The following is a 20,304-nucleotide window of genomic DNA, read 5'->3' as shown; positions in this document are numbered from 1 at the left end:
CTTATTTCGGTTCTAAACTCATAACATAATCATAACTCTCATTTAAATAGTTAGATACATTATCTAAATCGCTTAACATATGATCAGGAATTAAGATATATCCTTTCATTGTAGCTCCATAAGAGGTGTAATAAGTTGTTTTAAGTTCTTGAATATATTTTTCTTGAACATCCTTTGAGAATCGTATTCCAATCTCTCCTGCCTTATTAAACAATGAAAACATGTATCCATTTGCAGATGTATAAGGCATAGTTTTTCCTTTTCTTTCGAATCTTGTACATTTCGAGACTAAGCTATCGTAAATCTTTAATTTTTCTTCCCACATCGATTTGCATTTTATTTGGTATTAAACGTATTAAAAATTATTGGTAAATCAAATAAAGATTTGATAACCAGTTATTAAAATCTAAAAAATGACTTTAGTATTTGGAAGTCCTTGTTGAATTCGTAATTTTTCTTTGGCATTAAAATTATTACTACTTAATTCTAATACCTTTAATGAATAAAATCCGCTTAAATCTTCAGACAGATTGGTCAAATCATTATTTCTAAGCAATACGACTTTTATATTGGGGGTATGCATCAATTGTTCTGCTAATGTTGAGATGATAAGATTTGGATTTTGATCTAGAACCAGGCCTTCAATTTGTTTAAGAGAATTTAGGCTCTTTGGCAATTTATGTAATTGATTTTTGGATAGAACAAGGATTTTTAAAGACGAAATTTCAGACAGCACTTGAAAAGTTTGTTGTAAATCTAGTTTGGGGTTATTACTTAAATGAAGTTCTTTAAGATTTTGATTATCAGTAAAATGTTGAGGTAGTTTTGTAAGGTTATTTCCGTTTAAATATAGAAAATCAAGATTTTTGATTTTTGAAAACACATGAGAGGCTTGAGATATATCTAAGTCTATATTATTGGCTAAATCAATTTCTCTTAGTTGTGGTAAATCAGCTAACCAGATTGGTATTTCCCGAAATGAGTTATTTCTAAGGTTTAATACGGTTATTTTATCCAATACAGAAAAATTGTCTGGTAGTGTATCTAAATTATTTCCTTGTAAATTTAGTAAAGCTAATTTTTTTAGGTGTTTGATTTCTGAAGGGACTTGTTCTAAGTTGCATGTAGTTAAATAAAATGAAGTTACATTCTGTAGTTTTTGTGCATTCTTAGCAAATGATGTTACTTCCTTACAGTTGATATCTAACCATGTAACTAATTCGGGGTTTTGTAAAGCCTCGGGAATTGAAGTATATTTTTTATGTTGTGTAAATCCAGAAAATTGAAGAAATACAACAAGAAATATTAATATGTATATTCTCACCTTAAATAAATTAATTTAATCTCTGGAAATTAATGAAATTATTCGGGATAGATTCGTTTTTAGATATTTATATCATACTAGAAACTAAGACATATTTAGTAATGCTTTAGACTGATCTACAATTAAATCATGTAATCTTAAATCAGGAATATCTTCATTGCTAATTTCAAGAAATTTTAAAAGTGAGTAAGAAGCCTCTTCGCTGCAGGAAGTAATATAATTACTATTAAACCTTTTGTATTTTCTATGCAAAGATTTTGTTTCCAAAATCTTTAAAATATTATAGTGTCTATTATCCCTTTGTATACTTTGAAATATGATATTCACCCTCTATAATCTGAAAGAAGTTTCGATCTATATAAACTAATATACCTCGTATATTGTTTCTATTATTATTTACTTTGGTATCGATCATTAACATTTCTATATCTTCGATTGTTAATTTTTCTGATGCACTACTCACATAACTTATAGTAAGAAACATAACTTAAAAATATTTTACCCTTTGGACGCATAGCATTCATACGCATTTGTTAAACAAAAACACATTTAGAACAATTCTAGATGAGAGGGGGGTAATTGACGATGATATATTTTCTCTAAGATAATGATAATCAATCAACATTGACACTTCTTTTTAAGTATAAATTTTATGGTTTTTAAATTTTGAATATTTTTGGATTAGAAAACAGAAGAATTAATTAAAAAAGAAAAGAGTAGGGTATAAGTTCCTACTCTCTTTTGTTGTGTTATGTTTATTCTTGTTTATAGTGCGACTTCTTGCATGTATTCGTGAAGTCTATCAAAGACTGATCCCCAGCCATTCATGAAGCCCATTTTTTCTTGTTGTTGACAATACTCTGCCGTAGGATGTACAACATTAAATGTGAAATTTGTTTTGTCTCCTGAGGCTTCAAAAATTGCTTGTATTTCTACGCCTTCTGTCATCGGTCTAAAATTAGCAGAAGAACAAATTTTTGCTAATTCTATGATTTCTAAGTATTCTCCTTCGGCAATAAATTCATTTCCATCAGGCATTTCCATAGTGTATTTCCATGTGCCTCCAACATTAAAATTGTGCTCGATTACCTTGGTTTTCATTCCTTTGGGGCCCCACCAGTTAGCTATGTGTTCTGGTTGTGTCCAGGCTTCCCAAACTAATTGTATAGGAGCATTAAATGTTCTTTTTAAAGTTAAAGTGCGATTGTTCGTGTCATCCATTTTGGTCATTGTTTTTATTTTTTGTTTGTAATTCTAGTAAGTAGTTTTCAAAAGAGTCAAGTTTTTCTTCCCACAAAGTTTTGTACTGTTCTATCCATAAAAATGCAGGGATAAGATTTTTTGGTTCAATTTGACAAAAGCGTTCTCGTCCGTCTTGATTGATTGTGATTATTCCACATTCTTTAAGAATTTTTAAATGTTTAGAAACGGCAGGTCTGCTAACTTCAAATTTTTTAGCCACAGCATTAATGGTCATAGGTTGTTTAGCCAATAAGCTTATGATATCTCTTCGTAAAGGGTCGGCTATTGCCTGAAATACATCTCTTCTCATTTTTATTTATGTAACTGAACGGTTACAAATATAAGCGTAACTATTCGGTTACGCAATTGTTTTCTAAACTTTTTAATCTTTAATGATTAAAAATGACATTGTTTAGTTACTTAATCTGTTGCGTTTTTATCATGTAATCTAAGTCCTTTTTGTAATCTATCCATCATCGTTAGAATTCGATTAGCCTTAGTTTCATCACTTTTAGCTTGATATATCCAATCTAGATAAGATTTTTTTTGACCTTCTGTAAATGAGAGAAAAGTTGTGTATGTTATTTTGGGTTCGTTCTTAAAACATTCTATTATTTCTTGAGGAATTTTTAAGGAAGAATCATCAGTATAGAGTATAACCTTGACGTAATCGCCTTTTTCTTTTTTTATTTTCTTTCGTATTTCAGCTTTAACAGGCAAAAACAGCTTTCCATTTCCCATTGGCATTAATTTATATTGATTTAATTCAAAATCATCTATGCTACCTTTTACTTTGACCCACCCAAAAGGATTATTTTTATTTTGAAAAACTTCAGGGATTTCAACATATGTCCATCCGCCTTTACCGGGAAATTTTTGTAAGATATATTCAAAATTAACCAAGGGTTTTTCTTTTTTCATTGTTTTTAATGTGAATAAATTGGAAATAATATTTTTTTGCTTACCAAAGTTATGCGTAATTTTATTTTTTTAATAACATAGAGCTACTATTTCATGAAAAGAAGAAAAACAAAATCAAAAGAAGCTGTTCTATCTGTTTTAAAAGAATCTGGCACTGCTTTAAATCATGAAATGATTCAGTCAGAACTTTCTACTAAAGCAGATAGAGCTACGATATACCGCATCTTAAATCAATTTAGTGAAGATGGCGTAGTACATCAGATAATAGGTGATGACGGAAAACAATACTTTGCATTATGCCTAAACTGTCTTGATAAAAATCATAATCATAATCATTTGCATTTTAGATGCGAAAAATGTGGAACAGTCGAATGTCTAAACAATGAAATCGATTTTAAACTCCCTAACGGTTATGTTTCGACAAATTTTAATGGAGTTGTTTCTGGGTTTTGTTTAAACTGTTCGTAATACGAGTAATAATTCACTCATTTTTAAATTCAAGTATAAGAAACTCTTTTTATATTGATTAAACCCATGCGTTAAGGTGATTCTAAAGAAATAGCAGCTTTCAGAATTTAATTAAAAACTGCTATTCATTGTATTTTTTTGATAAGAGCTAATTTACAATGTTTTAACCAAGAATGTAGGTTTGTGTTTTACAATAAAGTTCACAGAATTAGCTATAAAACAGAATTTGTTTGCCTTGTTATGTAGCTCTTTACCTTTTTGAATCATTGAATGATTAGTAAGCGTAATAATAGGATTTAGAATTACCTCTGTAAATTGTCCACTACCATTGGTTTTCTCTGTCATAGTACCTGTAACATTATCGATATAGTCAATTACAATTACTCCACCTTCAGCGCATAAATGTAGATACCATAACATATGACATGAAGATAGTGAAGCAAGCAATAGATCTTCAGGGTTGTGTTTAGTTTTGTCGCCTCTAAAAGCAGGATCTGATGAAGCAAAAATATCTGTTTTATGAGCAACAGATATTGTGTGGCTTCTTTCAAATTCTTTATAGTTCGATGTCCCAGATCCTTTATTTCCGGTCCATTTTATTGTTGCTTGATACTTATGTTCTTTTTTCATAATCTAGATGTCTGTTTTAGAAGTTAGTTCCACCAAGTTTCTGTCCATTTTTTGGATATTTTTTGCGCTTTAATATAGTTGTCTGGGACAATAATCAGCTGATTCGAGTGATCGCTGTATTGTACTACTATGTTTATATTATCATTGGCCAATTGCTTGCAAAACTCACCCAATTGTCCTGGTACATCTTGTCTAAGCTTTTGGATTATAACATTATTAATTTTAACTACTGTTATACCTATGTCCTTTAAAACGGTTTTTGCTTTCTCTGCTTCTTCTACCAAAAAATGAGCAATAGCTACATTACCATTTTGAAAAACACCACCACCTTCTAGGCTTATATTATGTTTTCCCAATGTTTCCCCCATAAGTCCTAAGGTACCAGGCTTATTTTCTAATATGATTTCTATATCTTTCATTTATTAAAATTTTAGTGAAGTACAAACTAAGGTTAATTTGTATTGTTATATTTCATCTCAAAATGAATAATGGATAGGTATTACTTTATGAAAGAGTAATTTTAATTTTAAAATATCTTTTGCTTAGTTGCTTAAAACTGCTCTTATTTCAACATGTATTAAAATTCCTATAATAAAAAGTTCAGTAACAAAATAAGCAATGCTTGCAGGTGTAAGTTGCCGAGCAAAATAGATTAATACGACAATAGTACTACAACAATATATGATGTTTGCCAAAGTAATTATTTTTAAGAAAGGTTTCCAGTTTTTTATAAGAAACAAATAACAGAAAAATGAATAAAAAGAAAATAATAGAGCGATAGAGGATAAGATATATAGCACCTGTTTGGGTATGCCAAAAAAGGTTTCAAACCTAGAAAGTACTAGCCCTAATAAGGTTGCAGTTACTAATGCACCTAAGCTATCTACTAGAAAGAGTTTTGACGGAGCTATCGAGATCTTAAAAAAAGTCATTCTAAATTTAGTTTATAAATAAGTATTTAATCCTCTTTTTAGGAATATAAAAATATAAAAAACGCAAGATAGAGTATCTTGCGTGTGAGATTTAATTTGAATTGTTATTCAATTTTATTAAGAAAAATATTATAGGCTTTTTGTGCAGAAACTTTGCATCCATTAATTTTTCCGGCTTCGTTTCTTGTAAATTCTATTTCCCCCATATATGCTTGATTTGTTCTAAAAACATCTTTACTAATAGGCTCTAATAATAGATCTGGGTTATAATTATGTGTCATTTTAATTTGATTATCTTCGGTTATCAAAGTATATGATGTCTCGACTTCAGCACTTCTATAAACTCCTGTATATTCTGATATATTTATTTCTTCATATTTTGGAGGATTTAAAAACACCTTTTTCCCTGGATAATAGAAATCAGACAAATGCCATACAAGCCCATCTTTGGTAAATCTAAATTTGCTATGATGGATATACGGAAAAAGAAACTCATTTTCTCCTATAGTAGGTAGTTTTAATTTTTCTTCTGATCCGTAGTTTTTAAAGTATAAGGTATCACTTTTGGCTTCTATTGTTATATAAAATCCATTAAAGATTTTATAATCGCCTTCAAACTTTTTTAAATCTTTAGTTTTATAGACAGGAATCTCTTTTTTCTTTTTCTTTTGTATATTCTTAGAAAGAAATATATCAACTAATCCATATGAGATGTTTAGTGGATTAAAGGACTCGAAATTTCCTGAAATAGCTACAGTTAATTTATGTGAAGGCACTCGTAGTAAATAAGATCTAAAACCTGCATCTCCACCACCGTGAAAAATAACATCCAATCCTTTGTGATTTTTTAACTCTTGACCAAGGGCATAAGGTATGATTTCTCCAGTATTTAAAGAGCTCTTTGTTTTCATCTTTTGAAAAATAGTTTTATTTCCAATTGTCTGGTTTTCAAAATTGTTGGCCCAGAGACCTAAATCATGTATTGTAGTATAAAGGCCTGTTGATCCTACTACAGAACGATTAAGAGGAATGTAGTGAAAGCCATCTTTCTGCTTGATATAGGAGTTGGCTTTATTGGTGACCATAAGAGTTGGATCATCTAAAAACACGCTTTGATGCATTTTAAGTGGCTTGAATATTTTTTCTTGAGTAAATTGAGAAAAGCTCATCCCAGAAACCCGTTTTACAATCTCGGCCAGTAATATGTAGCCCGAATTGCAATATTGAAACCTTGAACCAGGAGTAAAGTTTAAACTTTTTTGTCTAAGTAAAAGTGCTACCACTTCTTCTTGACCAATCAAATCTTCATCGGTTCTACCTTTTAAATTATTCAGGTTAGTATTATCCCTAAAGCCACTAGTATGATTCATGAGTTGTTTTATTGTTACTTTATGTGGTAAATGATTAAGTTCTGGTAAATAGTTTGTTATGCTGTTGTCAATTGAAAGTAGACCTTCATTTTCTAATAGTAAAATAGCAAATGCAGTAAATTGTTTAGCGATAGAACCGATTACAAATTTTGTAGAATCTGTTATCAGAATTCGATGCTCTAAATTTGCATATCCTTTGTGCCTTTTAAAAATAGCTTTACCATCTTTAATAACAGCAACAGAAATTCCCGGACCATTACTAATAGGATATTCACTTAATAATGAATCTACTTTTTGGATTGTATTTTCTGATAAATGTTGTCTTGCGAAAAGAGATGCGTTAAGTATTACGGTAGTAAACGCTAGTAAAATAAGATTCTTCATTTTTATATTGTTTGGATTCAAAGCAAAAATGAAAATATGGCAGCAATAAGACGTACAACTAAAAAAAGTAGTACTCTTTTTTAATCAGAAAAAGAGTACTACTTTTTTTTATAAGCGTATTACTTTTTTATAAAGTGCTTGTTATGAAAGTTTTGCACGGTATTCTGTAGGGGTTAATCCCGTATGTTTTTTAAATGCTTTATTAAAAGGGGATTTTGAGTTAAAACCAACATCATATAGAATTTCCAAAATTGTTAGCTTTTTATTCATTGGATTCTTTAATAAAAGGATAGCTTTTTTGATGCGAAATGAAGTTATAAAATCAAAAAAATGTTGATTTAAATGATGGTTTATAAGAATAGAGAGTTCTCGTGAGGGCATTTGAAATTGATGGGCTAATTTTTGAATGGTAAGTGAAGAATCAAGAAATGGTTCTTCTTCTTCCATGAATTTATTAAGTCTTTGAATGTTAGCTTCAATTGATTCTTGTTGAGATGATTCAGAAACTGTTTTAGAATTGTCTTTTTTAACTAACGTTTTAACCAGTTTGTGACCTGAATCTATTCCTTTAAATAATTCTGGTTGATACATGCTTTTTAGCATAATCCAAGTTAAAAAACCTAATAAAAGTATGATTAGAACTAGTCTTAGAATATTAAGTGTCTCAATATCGGTACCTGTGAATTTGTAGAGTTGTTTAAATTGAGAAAAAACAAAAATAGATGAGATCACTATCGTCAATTGATATAACCAATTATAGTTGAAAGAAGTGGTACTGGAATAATTTTCGACGAGCAGGTGTTTATATTTTTTTAGTTCTGAAAACATTAAGATCAAATAGAATAAACTTATTACAGATCCCACAACTACAGAGATTTTAACGATGATTTGTGAATTATAATTTTCTGTAAAAATTACTCTTTCTTCATGATTTACCCCATAAAAATTAGGGATAAATAATATGATTTCTATAAGAAAGGGGAGTAGATGACATAAATGAATATATCGAAGTTTAAAATCGGAATAAATATTGGCTACTAAATACAAAAATAGTAGGGGACTGGATAATGAGATAATCTGATCTCGCAACATTTCGATAACGAGAGGTAATTCAATATATGAAGTATAGAAGAAAACACTAATATGAATTGAGAATACAATAAAGTATAGCGCTAAAAGTCTATTGGCTATTTTGTTTTGTGTCTTTACGGTTAAAAGAAAAATAGATAAGAGTAAGCCTACAAATACTATAATTAGAGTAATAAAACCTAGTAAAGAATATTTATCCATTTAGTTTAAGAAAAGCAATTTATTTTGTGAATTAATGTTTTAATGATATACTATAAGTATACTAATACATGGTATTAGGGTTTGCAGAATTTTCTGGAATTTGTTGTATCGAATCCCAGTGTTCACAAATTTTGCCATCGTTATTAAATCTAAAAAAATCCATAGTTACATATTGATCATTTCCTGGCCAGGTTTGATGTGTATGTAGCGCTACTAAATTTCCTTCTGCAATACATCTTACAAATTCGATTGACTTACTTGGATATTCACGTTGCATCCTTTCAAAGTAGGTAATAAATCCCTCGAGTCCATCTGCTACATCAGGGTTATGTTGTATGTATTGATCACCAACATATAAATCAATGGCCTTTCTTGGGTTACCCTCATACGCGATTTTATAAAAAGCAATCGCATTTTCTTTGTTTTTTTGTAAATCCATATACTTTGTCAATGACATTAATGTTTTAAATATATGGAAAGTATAGCAGCTAACAAATGGTAATTTAAATAATAGATTATTTGTGTAGGTAAGTTCTATAAGTCTGTTTTGATTCTTTTACTCAAATTTTGCATCCATTGTTCCCTCTCATTTACTACAAAATCAAAATTTTTACCATCTTTTGTTGTAATTCGAATTCCGTTATCAATAAGTTTAGCGGTTTTTCTTAGTAGTATCTCTTTAATGTTATCATACTGAATATTGGTTTGTCCTTTTTGAATATTCATAGTATGCGATTTAAAGATCACATTTTTATTCGTTAAGAATAACTTTCCTCCAGTGGCCTCTATTCCACGAAATAAATTTGCTGGACCACTAATTTCAATTTCTTCTGTATCGGATAATACTGGAGTAACGTTTCCACCAAGTTTAGAGGTAAATTTTCCTCCAAATTTTTCGGTAATAAGAGGAAAACCTAATCCCGTAGCTATTCCAAAAAATACTCCCTGAAAAATTAGACTATATGTACTATAAAGTTTATCGTTTGAAAAATAATCGAATGCAAATAGAATTGCACTATACAACAATCCAGTTATGATCATTGATCCAAATTTATACTTCCAACTTACTCTATTTGGCTTGGTTCCTATTTCCATAAAACGTGATTTATTATATATGTGTCATAAGAGAATAAAATGTTACCTTGATTAAGTTAACTTATAATATTTATGCTGATTTTATTACTACTTATTGTTGTTTTCTTTTCTTGTAAACCTTAAAATTAATAGTTCTTCTTAAGATCTATTTGAATTTTCGAAAGATAAACAAATTAAAAAGCGTAAACACTTAGTGCCTACGCTTTTTAATTTGTTTATAAAATGACATGATATCTATTTTTTATCTCTTTTGTAGTACGTTACAATACTAGCTTTTGCCAAAGTGTTATTCCAAAGATAATAACCAACAACCGCTGGGTTAGTTTCTTTAGTAAGTCCAAGTTTTTCTGTTTTTAAAGCATGTACGGTAATGATGTATTGATGTAGTCCATGCCCTTCTGGGGGACAAGGACCTCCGTATCCATGAGCACCATAATCAGTAATACTTTGAATAGCTTCTTTGGGCATTAAATTAAGAGAAATATCTCCTGAATTTGATTTAAGGGAGGTTATTGTTGATGGTATGTCAAAAACAACCCAATGCCACCATCCACTTCCCGTAGGAGCATCTGGATCATACATGGTAACTGCGAAACTTTTAGTTCCTTTGGGAGCGTTATTCCATGATAATTGAGGAGATTGATTATTACCAGTGCATCCAAAACCATTAAATTCTTCATTAATAGTAGCAGAACCTCCTAGATCATTGCTAGATAATGTAAAGGTATTTTGAGCATTAGCGATACTAGTTATCGTCAAGAACACTCCTAAGATTAAATTTATTTTTTTCATAATTATAAGTATTTAAATGTGAATACAAAATTATGAGATACTTAGGCGTAAGTTATGTTTGATTTAGCTCAAAAAGTATTGCTAAACGTTCAATTTAATTGATACTGTTTTGGGGTTACGCCAAACTTAGTTTTAAATGCTTGAATAAAATTAGATAAGTTTTCATAACCCACTTCTTCAAATATATCTGAAGGCCTTTTAGATTTGTTTTTTAATAAAAAAGCAGAATGTTCGAGTCTTTTATCTTGAAACCATTTACTTGGAGTGCTATTAAAGGTTTTTTCAAATTCTCTTTTGAAAGTAGATACACTCATATTTGATAAAAAAGATAGTTCTTTAATTGTAAGCTTGTTTAATTTATTAGTTTCAACTGTATCAATAAAATGTTGAGACCTATCATTAAAACTTGAAATTAACGAGAATATAAAATCAACTCCTTTGATTTCTTTTAGGTAGATCATTAATTCTTCAAATTTTAGTTCTAATAATTTTGTTTGAAGCTCAGGTTTAAGCCGATTAATATCGATCAATCCATTTACAAAAGTTTGCAAGAAATTATCATATTCAAAAGAATATATAGATTCTTGATTTTGATTTTTATAGTTCTGGAGGTTATACTTTTTAATGAAGTCTAAAAGTGCTTTGTCAGAAAAGAAGAATAATATACTACGATAATTATCCGAGGTGTTAGGAAGTTTTTCTGTCATTAGGCAATGACCGGTTTTCATTAATAAAAAATGTGATTTTCTAATAGAAATGGTTTTAGTATTAGAATGCACTTGTTTACTTCCTTCAATTAAAAAACTGAAGGTGTTCTGTTTTAAGGATACCATTTGGTTGAAACATTCCTTTGATGTTTGATAATCAAAAATTTGAAATGTAGAAGCCTCATTAGTAGTTAAATTATATGGTAAGTTAATTATTTCCACAGTATACTTGTGTTAGTCATGACTTTATCGTTTTTAATGGTTGAAGCACTATTATTTAATAGTAAATGAAAATAAAACTTAAAATTATCAAAAGAATTGGTATATATGTAATATGAAAAGTATATAAAATATCTTTTAACTTATTTTTTTCTATTTAAATCTATACTAGTAAGTACCATAGAAAAAATTAATAATACATTGGATATAATCCCTGTAAAATCGATTATTTCAATACTAGCAGTATTTAATCTAGATACATTGATAATTAGTAAAATTATACCTGCAATCAATACAGTATAGGTAATTTTTTTCCCCATAATCGAATTGTTTTTTGAGCCTTTTAGTTAAAAATCTTTTCTTTAATATGTCTCTTGGTAATATAAAATGTTACAATAACCATATATCATCAGAAGCGATAGTAGTATCATGAACATTATAAATTTACTTTGGTGATTAAATAATTGAAGTTAAGACACTTCTGTTAATGCGTATAATCTTTACAATTCATCCTAAATTCTTTTGACATGATTATATAGGTATATTCTTTTTTTAATTCACAAATGTAGGAAGGAAAACATCATTTAAGATTGCAAAAGGTAGTTTGTCTTCTTGAGAATTATAGGCTCCGCCGGTAAATACGGCAACCATATCTAGTTTTGGAAAAACCATAATATATTGTCCCCCATTTCCAGTTGCTATTTTGGAATTTATCACTTTGCCATTTATTTTAAAAGGAATATTCCACCATAAATAACAATAATCGATTCCCGTTATTTTTGTTTTAGGAGAGGTGGACTCCTCTATCCATTTTTTAGAAACAATTTGTGTTTCATTAAAGATTCCGTTGTGTAGTATTAGTCGTCCAATTTTGGCCATGTCTCTAGAGGTCATATACAACCTTTTACCCGATGCAATAACATCTTTATCAGAAGTATGTCCCCAACTTATATTTGAAATCCCCAAAGGACTAAATAAATATTTTTCTGAAAAATTGTCGATAGACATGCCCGAAGCTTGGCTTATTATTTCTGCCAGTATAACTACTCCCATAGAACAATAATTAGAAACAGTTCCCGGTTCATTAATCATCGGAAGATCTAAGGTATACTGGATCCAATCCTTTTTTTTGTAAACCTTATCTTCTTGTCCTTTCGATTTTTTATTCCAATCATTACAATCAAGTCCAGTAGACATAGTTACTAGATGTTTGATTGTGATTTTTTCTTTTCGATCGTCAAGGTTCTTATTCGGAATTTTATTTTTAAGATATTTGGAAATTGGATCATCAATACTATCAATGAACCCTTTATCTATAGCAATTCCAAGTAAAATTGATCGAATACTTTTGGTCGTAGAACGCAGATCATGAGGCTTATTTACAACGTGACCATTAAAATATTCTTCAATAATGATTTGATTATTTTTAACTAACAAAACACTATGCAATTTGTGTTTATTGTTATGCAACTGAGTAAACATTTTATAGATTCTTGTGGTATCTATATTTTGTGATTTTAGATTTTCTGTTTTCCATCCGTCGTTTAAGTCTTTAGGTTCAGAATATTGATATTTGATTTGGCTATGGCAAATTGTACAAAAGAATAAAATGAAAATTACAGAAGTTGCTAGTTTTTTTATCATCATAATACCCTTTTTATTAGTTGTTAATCTTTACCTTTCATAAAAAACCAATCAAATTTGGCTACATTTTTACTCTCTAGACCAGACGACGTAGCATACATTCCAACATAAACGCCATTAAATTTTTGTGCGACGTCATCAGAAACAATAGTATAATCCTGAGCATCTCCAATTGATTTTAAAGCATCTTCATGCTCGCCATACAAGAATTGAATTTTTAAACCATCAACTTTTAGACCAAATATCACTTCTTTATCTTGAAAGGGAACTGTAGCAATAATCTGAGGAGTAAACTTACCTTTATTGTTTTTTTGTAAGGTTTTGATTAATACAATTTCTTTTTTACTTTTTAATAACTGATAGTGATTGCCATGACGACGGTAAACAACTAAACCAGCTTTTTCATTTTTATTTTTAGCAGTAAAAGCAAGTTTTGTATGAACTTGATAATTAAAATTACGAGTACGTTTAGCAATCAGAGAAGGATTTACTAATTGAGTAATTTCTTCTGGGCGCAATTGAATATTCATTTGACCATTACTTTGGGTATACCAGTTAGAACGAGGTGTTCGTAAAAAATTCCATTCTAAATCAAGATCTTTATCATTAAAATCATCAAGTTCTTTGATAGCAGGAATGGGAGTCCATGGCAAGTTAGGTCGTTCTTGTTGCTCTTGTAATAAACCAATACCGGGATTATATATAGGAGTAATACCACTTTCTTGAACAGTCATATCTACCTTTGCCAAAAAGGTTTCACGAGCTAAAGTAATAAACCCTTCGTTTTGTCTTTTGGCTAACAATACACTCCACCAATCTCCCTTTTGAGTTTGCACCAGATCTGCGTGTCCTGTTTGACCAATTAAGTGTGTTTTTCCCAGATGACGATGCGTCATAATTGGATTAGCATGATTTGGTATATAAGGTCCCCAAAGACTCTTACTGTTAAAAACCGTAACAGAGTGATATTCTCCGGTTCCGCCTTCGCCGATTAATAATAAATACTCGTCCTTGATTTTATATAAATGTGGTCCTTCGGCCCAACGTGCGTTTGAAGCATGACCATAAGTAAGTTGTTTTTTTGATCCAATTAATACTCCGGTATCGGGGTTTATTTCTTGCATCCAAACACCGTTTTTACCAGGCCATTCACCACCAGATTTATCTATGATTCCAGCACCAGTGTAATAACAACGATCATCATCATCCCAAAAAAGAGAAGGATCAATACCAGGGGCATCTTTGATCCAAACGGGATCACTCCAGGGACCCGAAGGATTTTTCGACGATATAATAAAATTACCTTTTTGACCAACCATGGTCGTAATGATGTAAAATGTTCCTTTATGGTAACGTATCGTGGGTGCAAATATGCCATTTGAATTTTTTAAACCGTCTTTATACACAATTTGATCAGGTCGATGTAATCCATGACCAATTTTTTCCCAGTTTACTAAATCCTTACTTCTGTGAATAGGCAACCCAGGGTACCATTCAAAACTAGAGTTTACCATATAATAGGTGTCATCAACACGACAAATAGAGGGGTCAGGATAAAAACCGGGTAAAATAGGATTTTTAAAGTCTTTTGGTACCGATTGTCCAAAAACTCCAAAAGAAACTATTAATATCAAATACGTAATTACTGTTTTTAAAGACATTATAAAGTTTTAATTATTGCATTTATTTTTGGTTATCAGTTTTACGAACTTTTTTCTAATGTATCAAAGAATCCTAGATTGCTTCTATACAGTTTATGATATATAAATGCTGGGTTATTTGTGATAATAATTCATGTTATACGAGTCAGTCTCAACATCCCCGAGATCAAGCAATATAATAGTTTAGTTTTTATTTCACCATAAATCTTAGTGAAATTGCTTGCACTTTTAAACAAAAAACTTTGATTAAAACAATAGTTGAACTTTTGGCTATAAAACATTTTTATTTAATACAGTATAAATTTTAAACTATATATTACATCATATAATTTGTAGGTTTGTTTTGGCAGTATGACTTGAAATAGAATGTCTATGACGAAGAAAAAAAATAGCTCTAAAAAAATAAAAAGACCTTGGCCTACAAAAGATGCTATGGAACAAATTTATGAAATGAAATTGTGGGGGGACAATACAACGGATTTTTATTCGGGAGTAGGATCACATAATCCAGAGATTATTAATCCGTATATCGATGTTTTAACATCATTTTTAACATCATTTATAAACCCAATTGTAGTGTGTGATTTAGGATGTGGAGACTTTAATGTAGGAAAAGAATTAGTAAAACATACTAAAAAATACGTTGCGGTAGATATTGTAAATGATTTGATAGAATTTAATAAAACAAAGTTTAAAGATGAAAATCTAGAATTTTATTGTTTGGATATAGCAATCGATGATCTACCATCTGGAGACTGCGCTTTATTAAGACAAGTATTGCAACATTTGTCGAATACTGAAGTACAAAAAATACTAGATAAATTAGTTGATTTTAAGTATGTTATTTTAACCGAACATTTACCTTTAGGAGAGTTTGTACCCAATAAAGAAATAATTTCAGGACAAGGAATTAGATTAAAAAAGCAAAGTGGAATTAACTTATTAGCATCACCATTTAATTTCAAAGTAGAAGAAAAAAAACAATTATTATCAATTGTTTTAAATGATAATAAAGGAGTTATAGTAACAACATTGTATCGAGTTTTTTAAATTCTTTTAAAACCTATGTTAGAGAATAAATGTTTGAGGTGTTTTTTAAATAGTTTGACGACTAAATGTCTTTTTTAAGGTGTTTTTTGATAAGAATTACTTGCCCTAGATGATAATACGTATGTTCTATCATAGCATCAATATTTCTTAGATAACTCCCATATTTTTGGTCAACAAAGTTGCTCAATAACTTTTCTTCTGGCATGGTATGAACTAGATTTATAAATTTTTCTGAATCAGAACAAAACTTATCTACCAAATTTCGCCAATCTTGCTGGTTTTTAATAGGAGGAGCGTCAAAACTAAATTTATCTTTGATATCAAGAGTACCCCCTTCAAATACTTGTATCACTCCCGAAATATAATAGTGAATATGAAATGTTATATCTGCAATAGTATTTAAACTTTCTACTTTTTTTAGAGCATCATCCCATTCTAAATCAAAGATTTCTTTTTTGAAATTAGTTCCCGTAACCCATTTTCCTTCGGTAAAAACTTCCTTAAGACGATTGCTTAAATAACTATTTAATTTCATTGTGATTTATGATGAGTATGTAAAGATTAGGTGATTTAACAGTTTGTGTATAAAAAGTAACGATTTCGAGATGATAAATTCTTATGATATTATAAATATATTAAAAAAGCCCAAGCTTTATAGAGATGGGCTAAGTAAGCACTTTTAAGATATTATAAAGTATAGATTTAGCAACCCATTGTTCCAAAGAAAAATACAAGTTCTTGATCAACTTTTTCGCCTTTTGTATTTTCAGCAGGTTTCCACTTTTCTGGAGCTTTATAGATTAACTCCATCATCTTTTGATCAACAGATGGATGACCAGATGAAGTTCCAAGTTTTACATTTGAAATCACTCCGTTTTTGGTTACCGTAAAAAATAATTTACCTTCTTGTACCTTGTTTTGCTTTATAATACTTACTTCTAATCGGCTATTTTCTTTGAGGTACTGTATGAGTGCATTCTTATCATTACCATATGTGGCAGGTTTTTCTGGTGCAACGGTAAAATGGGGAGTAGCATAACTGTCATATATACCACCTGTACTAGTATACTTTTTTTGATAATCTGCCCTAATCAAAATGTTGGTTGAGTAACCGGCCGATTGCAAAAGTTTAATCTGAGCATTAGTTAAAAGATCACTAGTTCCTGTCTCTCGAATATCTGTTTGCTTATTATCGTCTAGAATAATAACACTCACAGATTTGTAGGATGTAATAGATTTTATATCTTCTAGAGTAATGAAATCATGTATAGATATGGCATTATTGATTTTGTCTTTTTTAATAGCCTGAAATCTTGTGTCTACATGATATAAAAAATCTGGAAAAAAATTAAAATTATAGTTGTCGGTAATTTGCCCTTCTGGAACAAGAGATTTACTGGTAGTTTTTGTTATGGGGGTGTTTACAGAAACATTTCGGTTGTTAAAACCAAAGATTAACATAGATATGGTTATAAGTGCTATCGCGAAAATAAGAGTGTTTTTTTTCATATTTGATTTGTATTATTTAGGTGTTATCAAATCTATTCTGAAATGTGGTGCTAATCGCTAAATGAAATGTAAAATAATGTAAATTTTGCGTAAAACGTTATTAATTGTCTCAGATTCGAATAGTTTTGTAAAATGAACTCAAGGTGTCTTAAAATAGTTCCGTTGTTTTTTATATTGTTAGTATTACCTATTTCCAGAAATGTTGCTCAAGATACTCAGGATGATAGTCATATAGAGGTATCCTTACGCATGATAGGGCATAAGGTTTTGCTTAGTGTAGGAGATAGTATTTCTAGAGTGTTACCAATTATAAAAGAAAACAATCGATACAAAATTCAATTTGAATCTGAGTTTGAATTTACTCCAGAAAAATTGGTTGAAACTGTTGATCATGTTGTTAAAGAAACAGAGCTCGCTAATCATTATATTGTTGAAGTAGAGCAGTGCAAAACCAAAGAGCTTGTTTATAGTTTTAAAATGAATTTTCGAGAACAAGCAGACATCATACCATGCAAAACAAGAACTCAACCTAAATCTTGTTACAACCTAATATTTGTGTTTACTAAGAAAAGAGCAAAGAATGAAACAGCATTTAACAACGTTTCGAATTTCTCAAATGAATCAAATACAGATACTAACACGATATATTATAGTATTTCGATTATAATAATCTTCCTTTTAACAAGTATCTTTTATTTTCTGAAGAAGAAAAAATTGAAACGAGGTGTCGATTCAAATATAGTTTCTTTGGGTGATTACCATTTTGATAAGAGAAATACGGAACTTTTAATTAAAGATCAGATAATAGAGCTAACCAATAAAGAAGCAGATTTACTTATTTTGCTTTATAACGCTGTTAATACAACTGTAAGACGAGAAGTTATTTTAAACATGGTATGGGAAGACGAAGGCGGCTATGTTGGTAGAACCTTGGATGTTTTTATTTCTAAATTGCGTAAGAAACTAGAATTTGATTCAAAAGTAAAAATAGTAAATGTACGTGGCGTTGGTTACAAACTTGTCCTTGATGTTTAGTCTATCTAAGATGAAATAGAGCAGATATAGAGCAGATAAATTATGCTTTTACTGAAATGTAATTATTATAAGCTATGACTTATTGTTTTAAATATTTTATAATTAGCCCTAATTGTCCTAAATGATAAATATCATGTTGAAGCATTCCGTTTAATAAGAATGAATATTCATAATTACCTTTAAAATCAGTGTCATAATACTCTTTTTTCAAAAATGAATCATCTTTTTCTTTCAATAATGTAATCAATTCAGTTAATGTATTGTCATACTCAGTTTTTATTGTATCCCAACCTTTGTCTTGTAACTTAGAATTTGTTAACCAGTTTTCTTCACAATCGTCTGTTTTACTACCAGTACCAGTTTTGATTTTTAATAGTGCTTCATTTCTCCACAAAGTAAGATGAGAAATGATCTCGGCTATGCTATGCATATCTTTAATAGGTCTTTTAAAGACTAGACTATTATCGATTGAATTTAATTTACTGGTATAAGAACTTCCTATCCATATTTTACCATTTTGGATATTTTTTAGTTCTTCTATAATATATTTTAATAAAGTGTTCATTTTCTTCAGGTTAAGATATTTTTCTTTTTTTTTAAACTTTATTACTCTTTATTTTTAACTACTATGTGTTATTGCTGCCAAAATATGAAAAATGGATGGCACATTCTATATTTAGAGTATTAGGTATAACTTTTTTACTTTAATTGTCACACTGGGGCAATGAGAATTGTCTAATTTATAGAAGTTATGAAAGATAAACTGAATATACTCGTAGAAAAAGCAAATTTAGGCGATAGAAAGGCTCTTGAACTGGTTATAATTGAAATCAAGGATTTGGTCTTTAATCTTTCTCTTAAAATGCTATTGTTTCCAGAAGATGCAAAAGATGCAACACAGGAAATATTAATTAAAGTTATTACTCATTTAAGTACGTTTAATAATAAAAGTCAATTTAAGTCGTGGGTGTATAGTGTTGCAACTAATTATTTACTAACACAAAAAGGGAAACGATCTAAAGAATTTGCAATGCCTTTTGAGGATTATGCGGACTTAATTGATTTGGGACAATCTAATGAGGTAAGATATTCCAAAAATGAAGGCGAGCTTTCACTTTTAGAGGAAGAGGTGAAGGTAAGCTGTACACAAGGGTTACTTTTATGTCTTAATGATCTGGATAGGATAGTGTATATACTCACAGATATTCTTGAGTTTAATGGTGTCGAAGGTGCTAAAATTTTAAAGATAACAGCAGAAAACTACAGACAGATACTTTCTAGATCTAGGAAAAAAATTAGAAGTTTTTTAAACAACAAATGTGGACTTGCTAACCCTAAAAATCCTTGTCGATGTACTAGAAAGATTGATTTTTTAATTGATCAGAAAATTGTTAATCCAAAAAAATTACGGTTTGCAAAATTCTCGAATAGAAGTATTGATTTAGTCCATCAGATTAGTGATTTAGAAAACTCGATTGCAATTTACAGGTCAACTCCTAGTTTTCCTGCTCCTCAAGCTATTTTAAAAGAAATAAAGAAAACCCTTAATATTGATTAGAATGATTACTAATATATTTAGACCAAAACAATTTGTCTTAATTATTTTAATAACAAGTGTATGGATTAATATATCCGAAGTTTTTCGCTATTTTGTTTTAGTAATGCCACGAGTTAAACAGTTTTTCGAATATAAAGAAGGTATAGCAGAAATGGATTGGGTTATTTTTACTATTTGGGGTTTTTGGGATACCCTTTTGACAGCCCTTTTAGTACTATTCTTTTGGTTATACGCCAATTCTTTTGGCTTTAATCTAAAGTCTGTTTTAATTTCTAGCACAATTCTATGGTCTGCTGTATTTGTTATTTTTTGGATAGCAACGGCAAATATGGGATTGTCTGATTGGAATATACTACTAATTACACTTCCTTTAAGTTGGTTGGAAATGGTTGTCGGCACATGGATTGTTTATAAGTTATACATTAAGATAAGTGGTAAAGAAATATTAGAAAAAACTATGCCTAATGTTTAAG

At 29.7% G+C, this 20,304-nt stretch carries 27 protein-coding genes; 5 read left to right on the top strand and 22 right to left on the bottom strand.

Going from position 1 to position 20,304, the window contains the following annotated elements; genetic code table 11:
* Nucleotide 1: 1 nt before the first annotated feature.
* The 7 genes from AWE51_RS10005 to AWE51_RS09975 form a co-directional block, all read right to left on the bottom strand.
* On the bottom strand, nt 2–325 hold the full coding sequence (locus AWE51_RS10005) for a hypothetical protein (protein WP_066312953.1): 324 nt from the start codon (nt 323–325) through the stop codon (nt 2–4).
* Nucleotides 326–406: 81 nt separating this feature from the next.
* The gene (locus AWE51_RS10000) at nt 407–1,324 is read right to left on the bottom strand and encodes a leucine-rich repeat domain-containing protein (protein WP_066312950.1); all 918 of its coding nucleotides are present in this window, start codon (nt 1,322–1,324) and stop codon (nt 407–409) included.
* 84 nt (nt 1,325–1,408) lie between these two features.
* Nucleotides 1,409–1,591: a hypothetical protein gene (locus tag AWE51_RS09995; RefSeq protein WP_066312948.1), complete on the bottom strand. Its 183-nt coding sequence runs from the start codon at nt 1,589–1,591 to the stop codon at nt 1,409–1,411.
* Nucleotides 1,592–1,616: 25 nt separating this feature from the next.
* Nucleotides 1,617–1,808, bottom strand: a complete 192-nt coding sequence (locus tag AWE51_RS09990; RefSeq protein WP_066312947.1) for a BLUF domain-containing protein — start codon at nt 1,806–1,808, stop codon at nt 1,617–1,619.
* Between the two features lie 281 nt (nt 1,809–2,089).
* Entirely contained in the window at nt 2,090–2,554 is a 465-nt protein-coding gene (locus AWE51_RS09985) for an SRPBCC domain-containing protein (protein WP_066312944.1), read from the bottom strand.
* The gene (locus AWE51_RS09980; RefSeq protein WP_066312941.1) at nt 2,538–2,876 is read right to left on the bottom strand and encodes an ArsR/SmtB family transcription factor; all 339 of its coding nucleotides are present in this window, start codon (nt 2,874–2,876) and stop codon (nt 2,538–2,540) included. Before AWE51_RS09980 ends, AWE51_RS09985 begins: the two co-directional genes overlap by 17 nt.
* A gap of 110 nt (nt 2,877–2,986) precedes the next feature.
* A complete protein-coding gene (locus AWE51_RS09975) occupies nt 2,987–3,487 on the bottom strand; it encodes a YdeI/OmpD-associated family protein (protein ID WP_066312939.1) in 501 nt (166 codons plus the stop codon).
* A gap of 93 nt (nt 3,488–3,580) precedes the next feature.
* Between AWE51_RS09975 and AWE51_RS09970 the strand changes: the two genes are divergently transcribed.
* Entirely contained in the window at nt 3,581–3,955 is a 375-nt protein-coding gene (locus AWE51_RS09970; RefSeq protein ID WP_066312935.1) for a Fur family transcriptional regulator, read from the top strand.
* Between the two features lie 153 nt (nt 3,956–4,108).
* Here the strand turns inward: AWE51_RS09970 and AWE51_RS09965 are convergent, their stop codons facing one another.
* The 12 genes from AWE51_RS09965 to AWE51_RS09920 form a co-directional block, all read right to left on the bottom strand.
* On the bottom strand, nt 4,109–4,585 hold the full coding sequence (locus tag AWE51_RS09965; RefSeq protein WP_066312933.1) for an OsmC family protein: 477 nt from the start codon (nt 4,583–4,585) through the stop codon (nt 4,109–4,111).
* A gap of 23 nt (nt 4,586–4,608) precedes the next feature.
* The gene (locus AWE51_RS09960; protein WP_066312931.1) at nt 4,609–5,004 is read right to left on the bottom strand and encodes an amino acid-binding ACT domain-containing protein; all 396 of its coding nucleotides are present in this window, start codon (nt 5,002–5,004) and stop codon (nt 4,609–4,611) included.
* 123 nt (nt 5,005–5,127) lie between these two features.
* Nucleotides 5,128–5,517 carry a hypothetical protein gene (locus AWE51_RS26450; RefSeq protein ID WP_157766060.1) on the bottom strand — a complete coding sequence of 130 codons (390 nt, stop codon included), beginning with the start codon at nt 5,515–5,517 and terminating at the stop codon, nt 5,128–5,130.
* A gap of 104 nt (nt 5,518–5,621) precedes the next feature.
* Nucleotides 5,622–7,271, bottom strand: coding sequence for a serine hydrolase domain-containing protein (locus AWE51_RS09955; protein WP_066312928.1), 1,650 nt, complete (start codon nt 7,269–7,271; stop codon nt 5,622–5,624).
* A 141-nt stretch (nt 7,272–7,412) separates the two neighbouring features.
* Nucleotides 7,413–8,561, bottom strand: a complete 1,149-nt coding sequence (locus AWE51_RS09950) for a helix-turn-helix domain-containing protein (RefSeq protein ID WP_066312925.1) — start codon at nt 8,559–8,561, stop codon at nt 7,413–7,415.
* A gap of 61 nt (nt 8,562–8,622) precedes the next feature.
* Nucleotides 8,623–9,000 carry a nuclear transport factor 2 family protein gene (locus tag AWE51_RS09945; protein ID WP_066312923.1) on the bottom strand — a complete coding sequence of 126 codons (378 nt, stop codon included), beginning with the start codon at nt 8,998–9,000 and terminating at the stop codon, nt 8,623–8,625.
* A 95-nt stretch (nt 9,001–9,095) separates the two neighbouring features.
* Complete coding sequence (locus AWE51_RS26105) at nt 9,096–9,656, bottom strand: GRAM domain-containing protein (protein WP_082832381.1); 561 nt, start codon at nt 9,654–9,656, stop codon at nt 9,096–9,098.
* Between the two features lie 234 nt (nt 9,657–9,890).
* Complete coding sequence (locus tag AWE51_RS09935) at nt 9,891–10,448, bottom strand: YbhB/YbcL family Raf kinase inhibitor-like protein (RefSeq protein ID WP_066312921.1); 558 nt, start codon at nt 10,446–10,448, stop codon at nt 9,891–9,893.
* A gap of 89 nt (nt 10,449–10,537) precedes the next feature.
* Nucleotides 10,538–11,377, bottom strand: a complete 840-nt coding sequence (locus tag AWE51_RS09930) for a helix-turn-helix domain-containing protein (RefSeq protein ID WP_066312919.1) — start codon at nt 11,375–11,377, stop codon at nt 10,538–10,540.
* Nucleotides 11,378–11,517: 140 nt separating this feature from the next.
* Entirely contained in the window at nt 11,518–11,694 is a 177-nt protein-coding gene (locus AWE51_RS26445) for a hypothetical protein (protein WP_157766059.1), read from the bottom strand.
* Between the two features lie 232 nt (nt 11,695–11,926).
* A complete protein-coding gene (locus AWE51_RS09925; RefSeq protein ID WP_066312917.1) occupies nt 11,927–13,021 on the bottom strand; it encodes a serine hydrolase domain-containing protein in 1,095 nt (364 codons plus the stop codon).
* A 20-nt stretch (nt 13,022–13,041) separates the two neighbouring features.
* On the bottom strand, nt 13,042–14,679 hold the full coding sequence (locus tag AWE51_RS09920; protein ID WP_066312912.1) for a glycoside hydrolase family 43 protein: 1,638 nt from the start codon (nt 14,677–14,679) through the stop codon (nt 13,042–13,044).
* A gap of 372 nt (nt 14,680–15,051) precedes the next feature.
* On the opposite strand from AWE51_RS09920, the gene AWE51_RS09915 reads away from it, so the two are divergent.
* Nucleotides 15,052–15,729 carry a class I SAM-dependent methyltransferase gene (locus AWE51_RS09915; RefSeq protein ID WP_066312909.1) on the top strand — a complete coding sequence of 226 codons (678 nt, stop codon included), beginning with the start codon at nt 15,052–15,054 and terminating at the stop codon, nt 15,727–15,729.
* Nucleotides 15,730–15,790: 61 nt separating this feature from the next.
* Here the strand turns inward: AWE51_RS09915 and AWE51_RS09910 are convergent, their stop codons facing one another.
* Both AWE51_RS09910 and AWE51_RS09905 read right to left on the bottom strand, forming a co-directional pair.
* Nucleotides 15,791–16,264, bottom strand: a complete 474-nt coding sequence (locus tag AWE51_RS09910) for a hypothetical protein (RefSeq protein WP_066312906.1) — start codon at nt 16,262–16,264, stop codon at nt 15,791–15,793.
* Between the two features lie 167 nt (nt 16,265–16,431).
* On the bottom strand, nt 16,432–17,238 hold the full coding sequence (locus AWE51_RS09905; protein ID WP_066312903.1) for an energy transducer TonB: 807 nt from the start codon (nt 17,236–17,238) through the stop codon (nt 16,432–16,434).
* A 132-nt stretch (nt 17,239–17,370) separates the two neighbouring features.
* On the opposite strand from AWE51_RS09905, the gene AWE51_RS09900 reads away from it, so the two are divergent.
* Nucleotides 17,371–18,273 (top strand): helix-turn-helix domain-containing protein, encoded by a 903-nt coding sequence (locus AWE51_RS09900; protein ID WP_232517373.1) that lies wholly within the window; start codon nt 17,371–17,373, stop codon nt 18,271–18,273.
* 79 nt (nt 18,274–18,352) lie between these two features.
* On the opposite strand, the gene AWE51_RS09895 is transcribed toward AWE51_RS09900, so the two are convergent.
* Nucleotides 18,353–18,838, bottom strand: a complete 486-nt coding sequence (locus tag AWE51_RS09895) for a DinB family protein (protein ID WP_066312900.1) — start codon at nt 18,836–18,838, stop codon at nt 18,353–18,355.
* A gap of 186 nt (nt 18,839–19,024) precedes the next feature.
* Here AWE51_RS09895 and AWE51_RS09890 point away from each other — a divergent pair, with 186 nt between their 5' ends.
* Together AWE51_RS09890 and AWE51_RS09885 are read left to right on the top strand one after the other, a co-directional pair.
* Complete coding sequence (locus tag AWE51_RS09890) at nt 19,025–19,831, top strand: RNA polymerase sigma factor (protein WP_066312897.1); 807 nt, start codon at nt 19,025–19,027, stop codon at nt 19,829–19,831.
* 1 nt (nt 19,832) lies between these two features.
* A complete protein-coding gene (locus tag AWE51_RS09885) occupies nt 19,833–20,303 on the top strand; it encodes a hypothetical protein (RefSeq protein WP_066312895.1) in 471 nt (156 codons plus the stop codon).
* The last annotated feature ends 1 nt before the right edge of the window (nt 20,304 follow it).

The sequence above is a fragment of the Aquimarina aggregata genome (assembly GCF_001632745.1).
GTDB classification, from domain to species: domain Bacteria; phylum Bacteroidota; class Bacteroidia; order Flavobacteriales; family Flavobacteriaceae; genus Aquimarina; species Aquimarina aggregata.
This window is presented reverse-complemented; position numbering and strand designations above follow the sequence as displayed.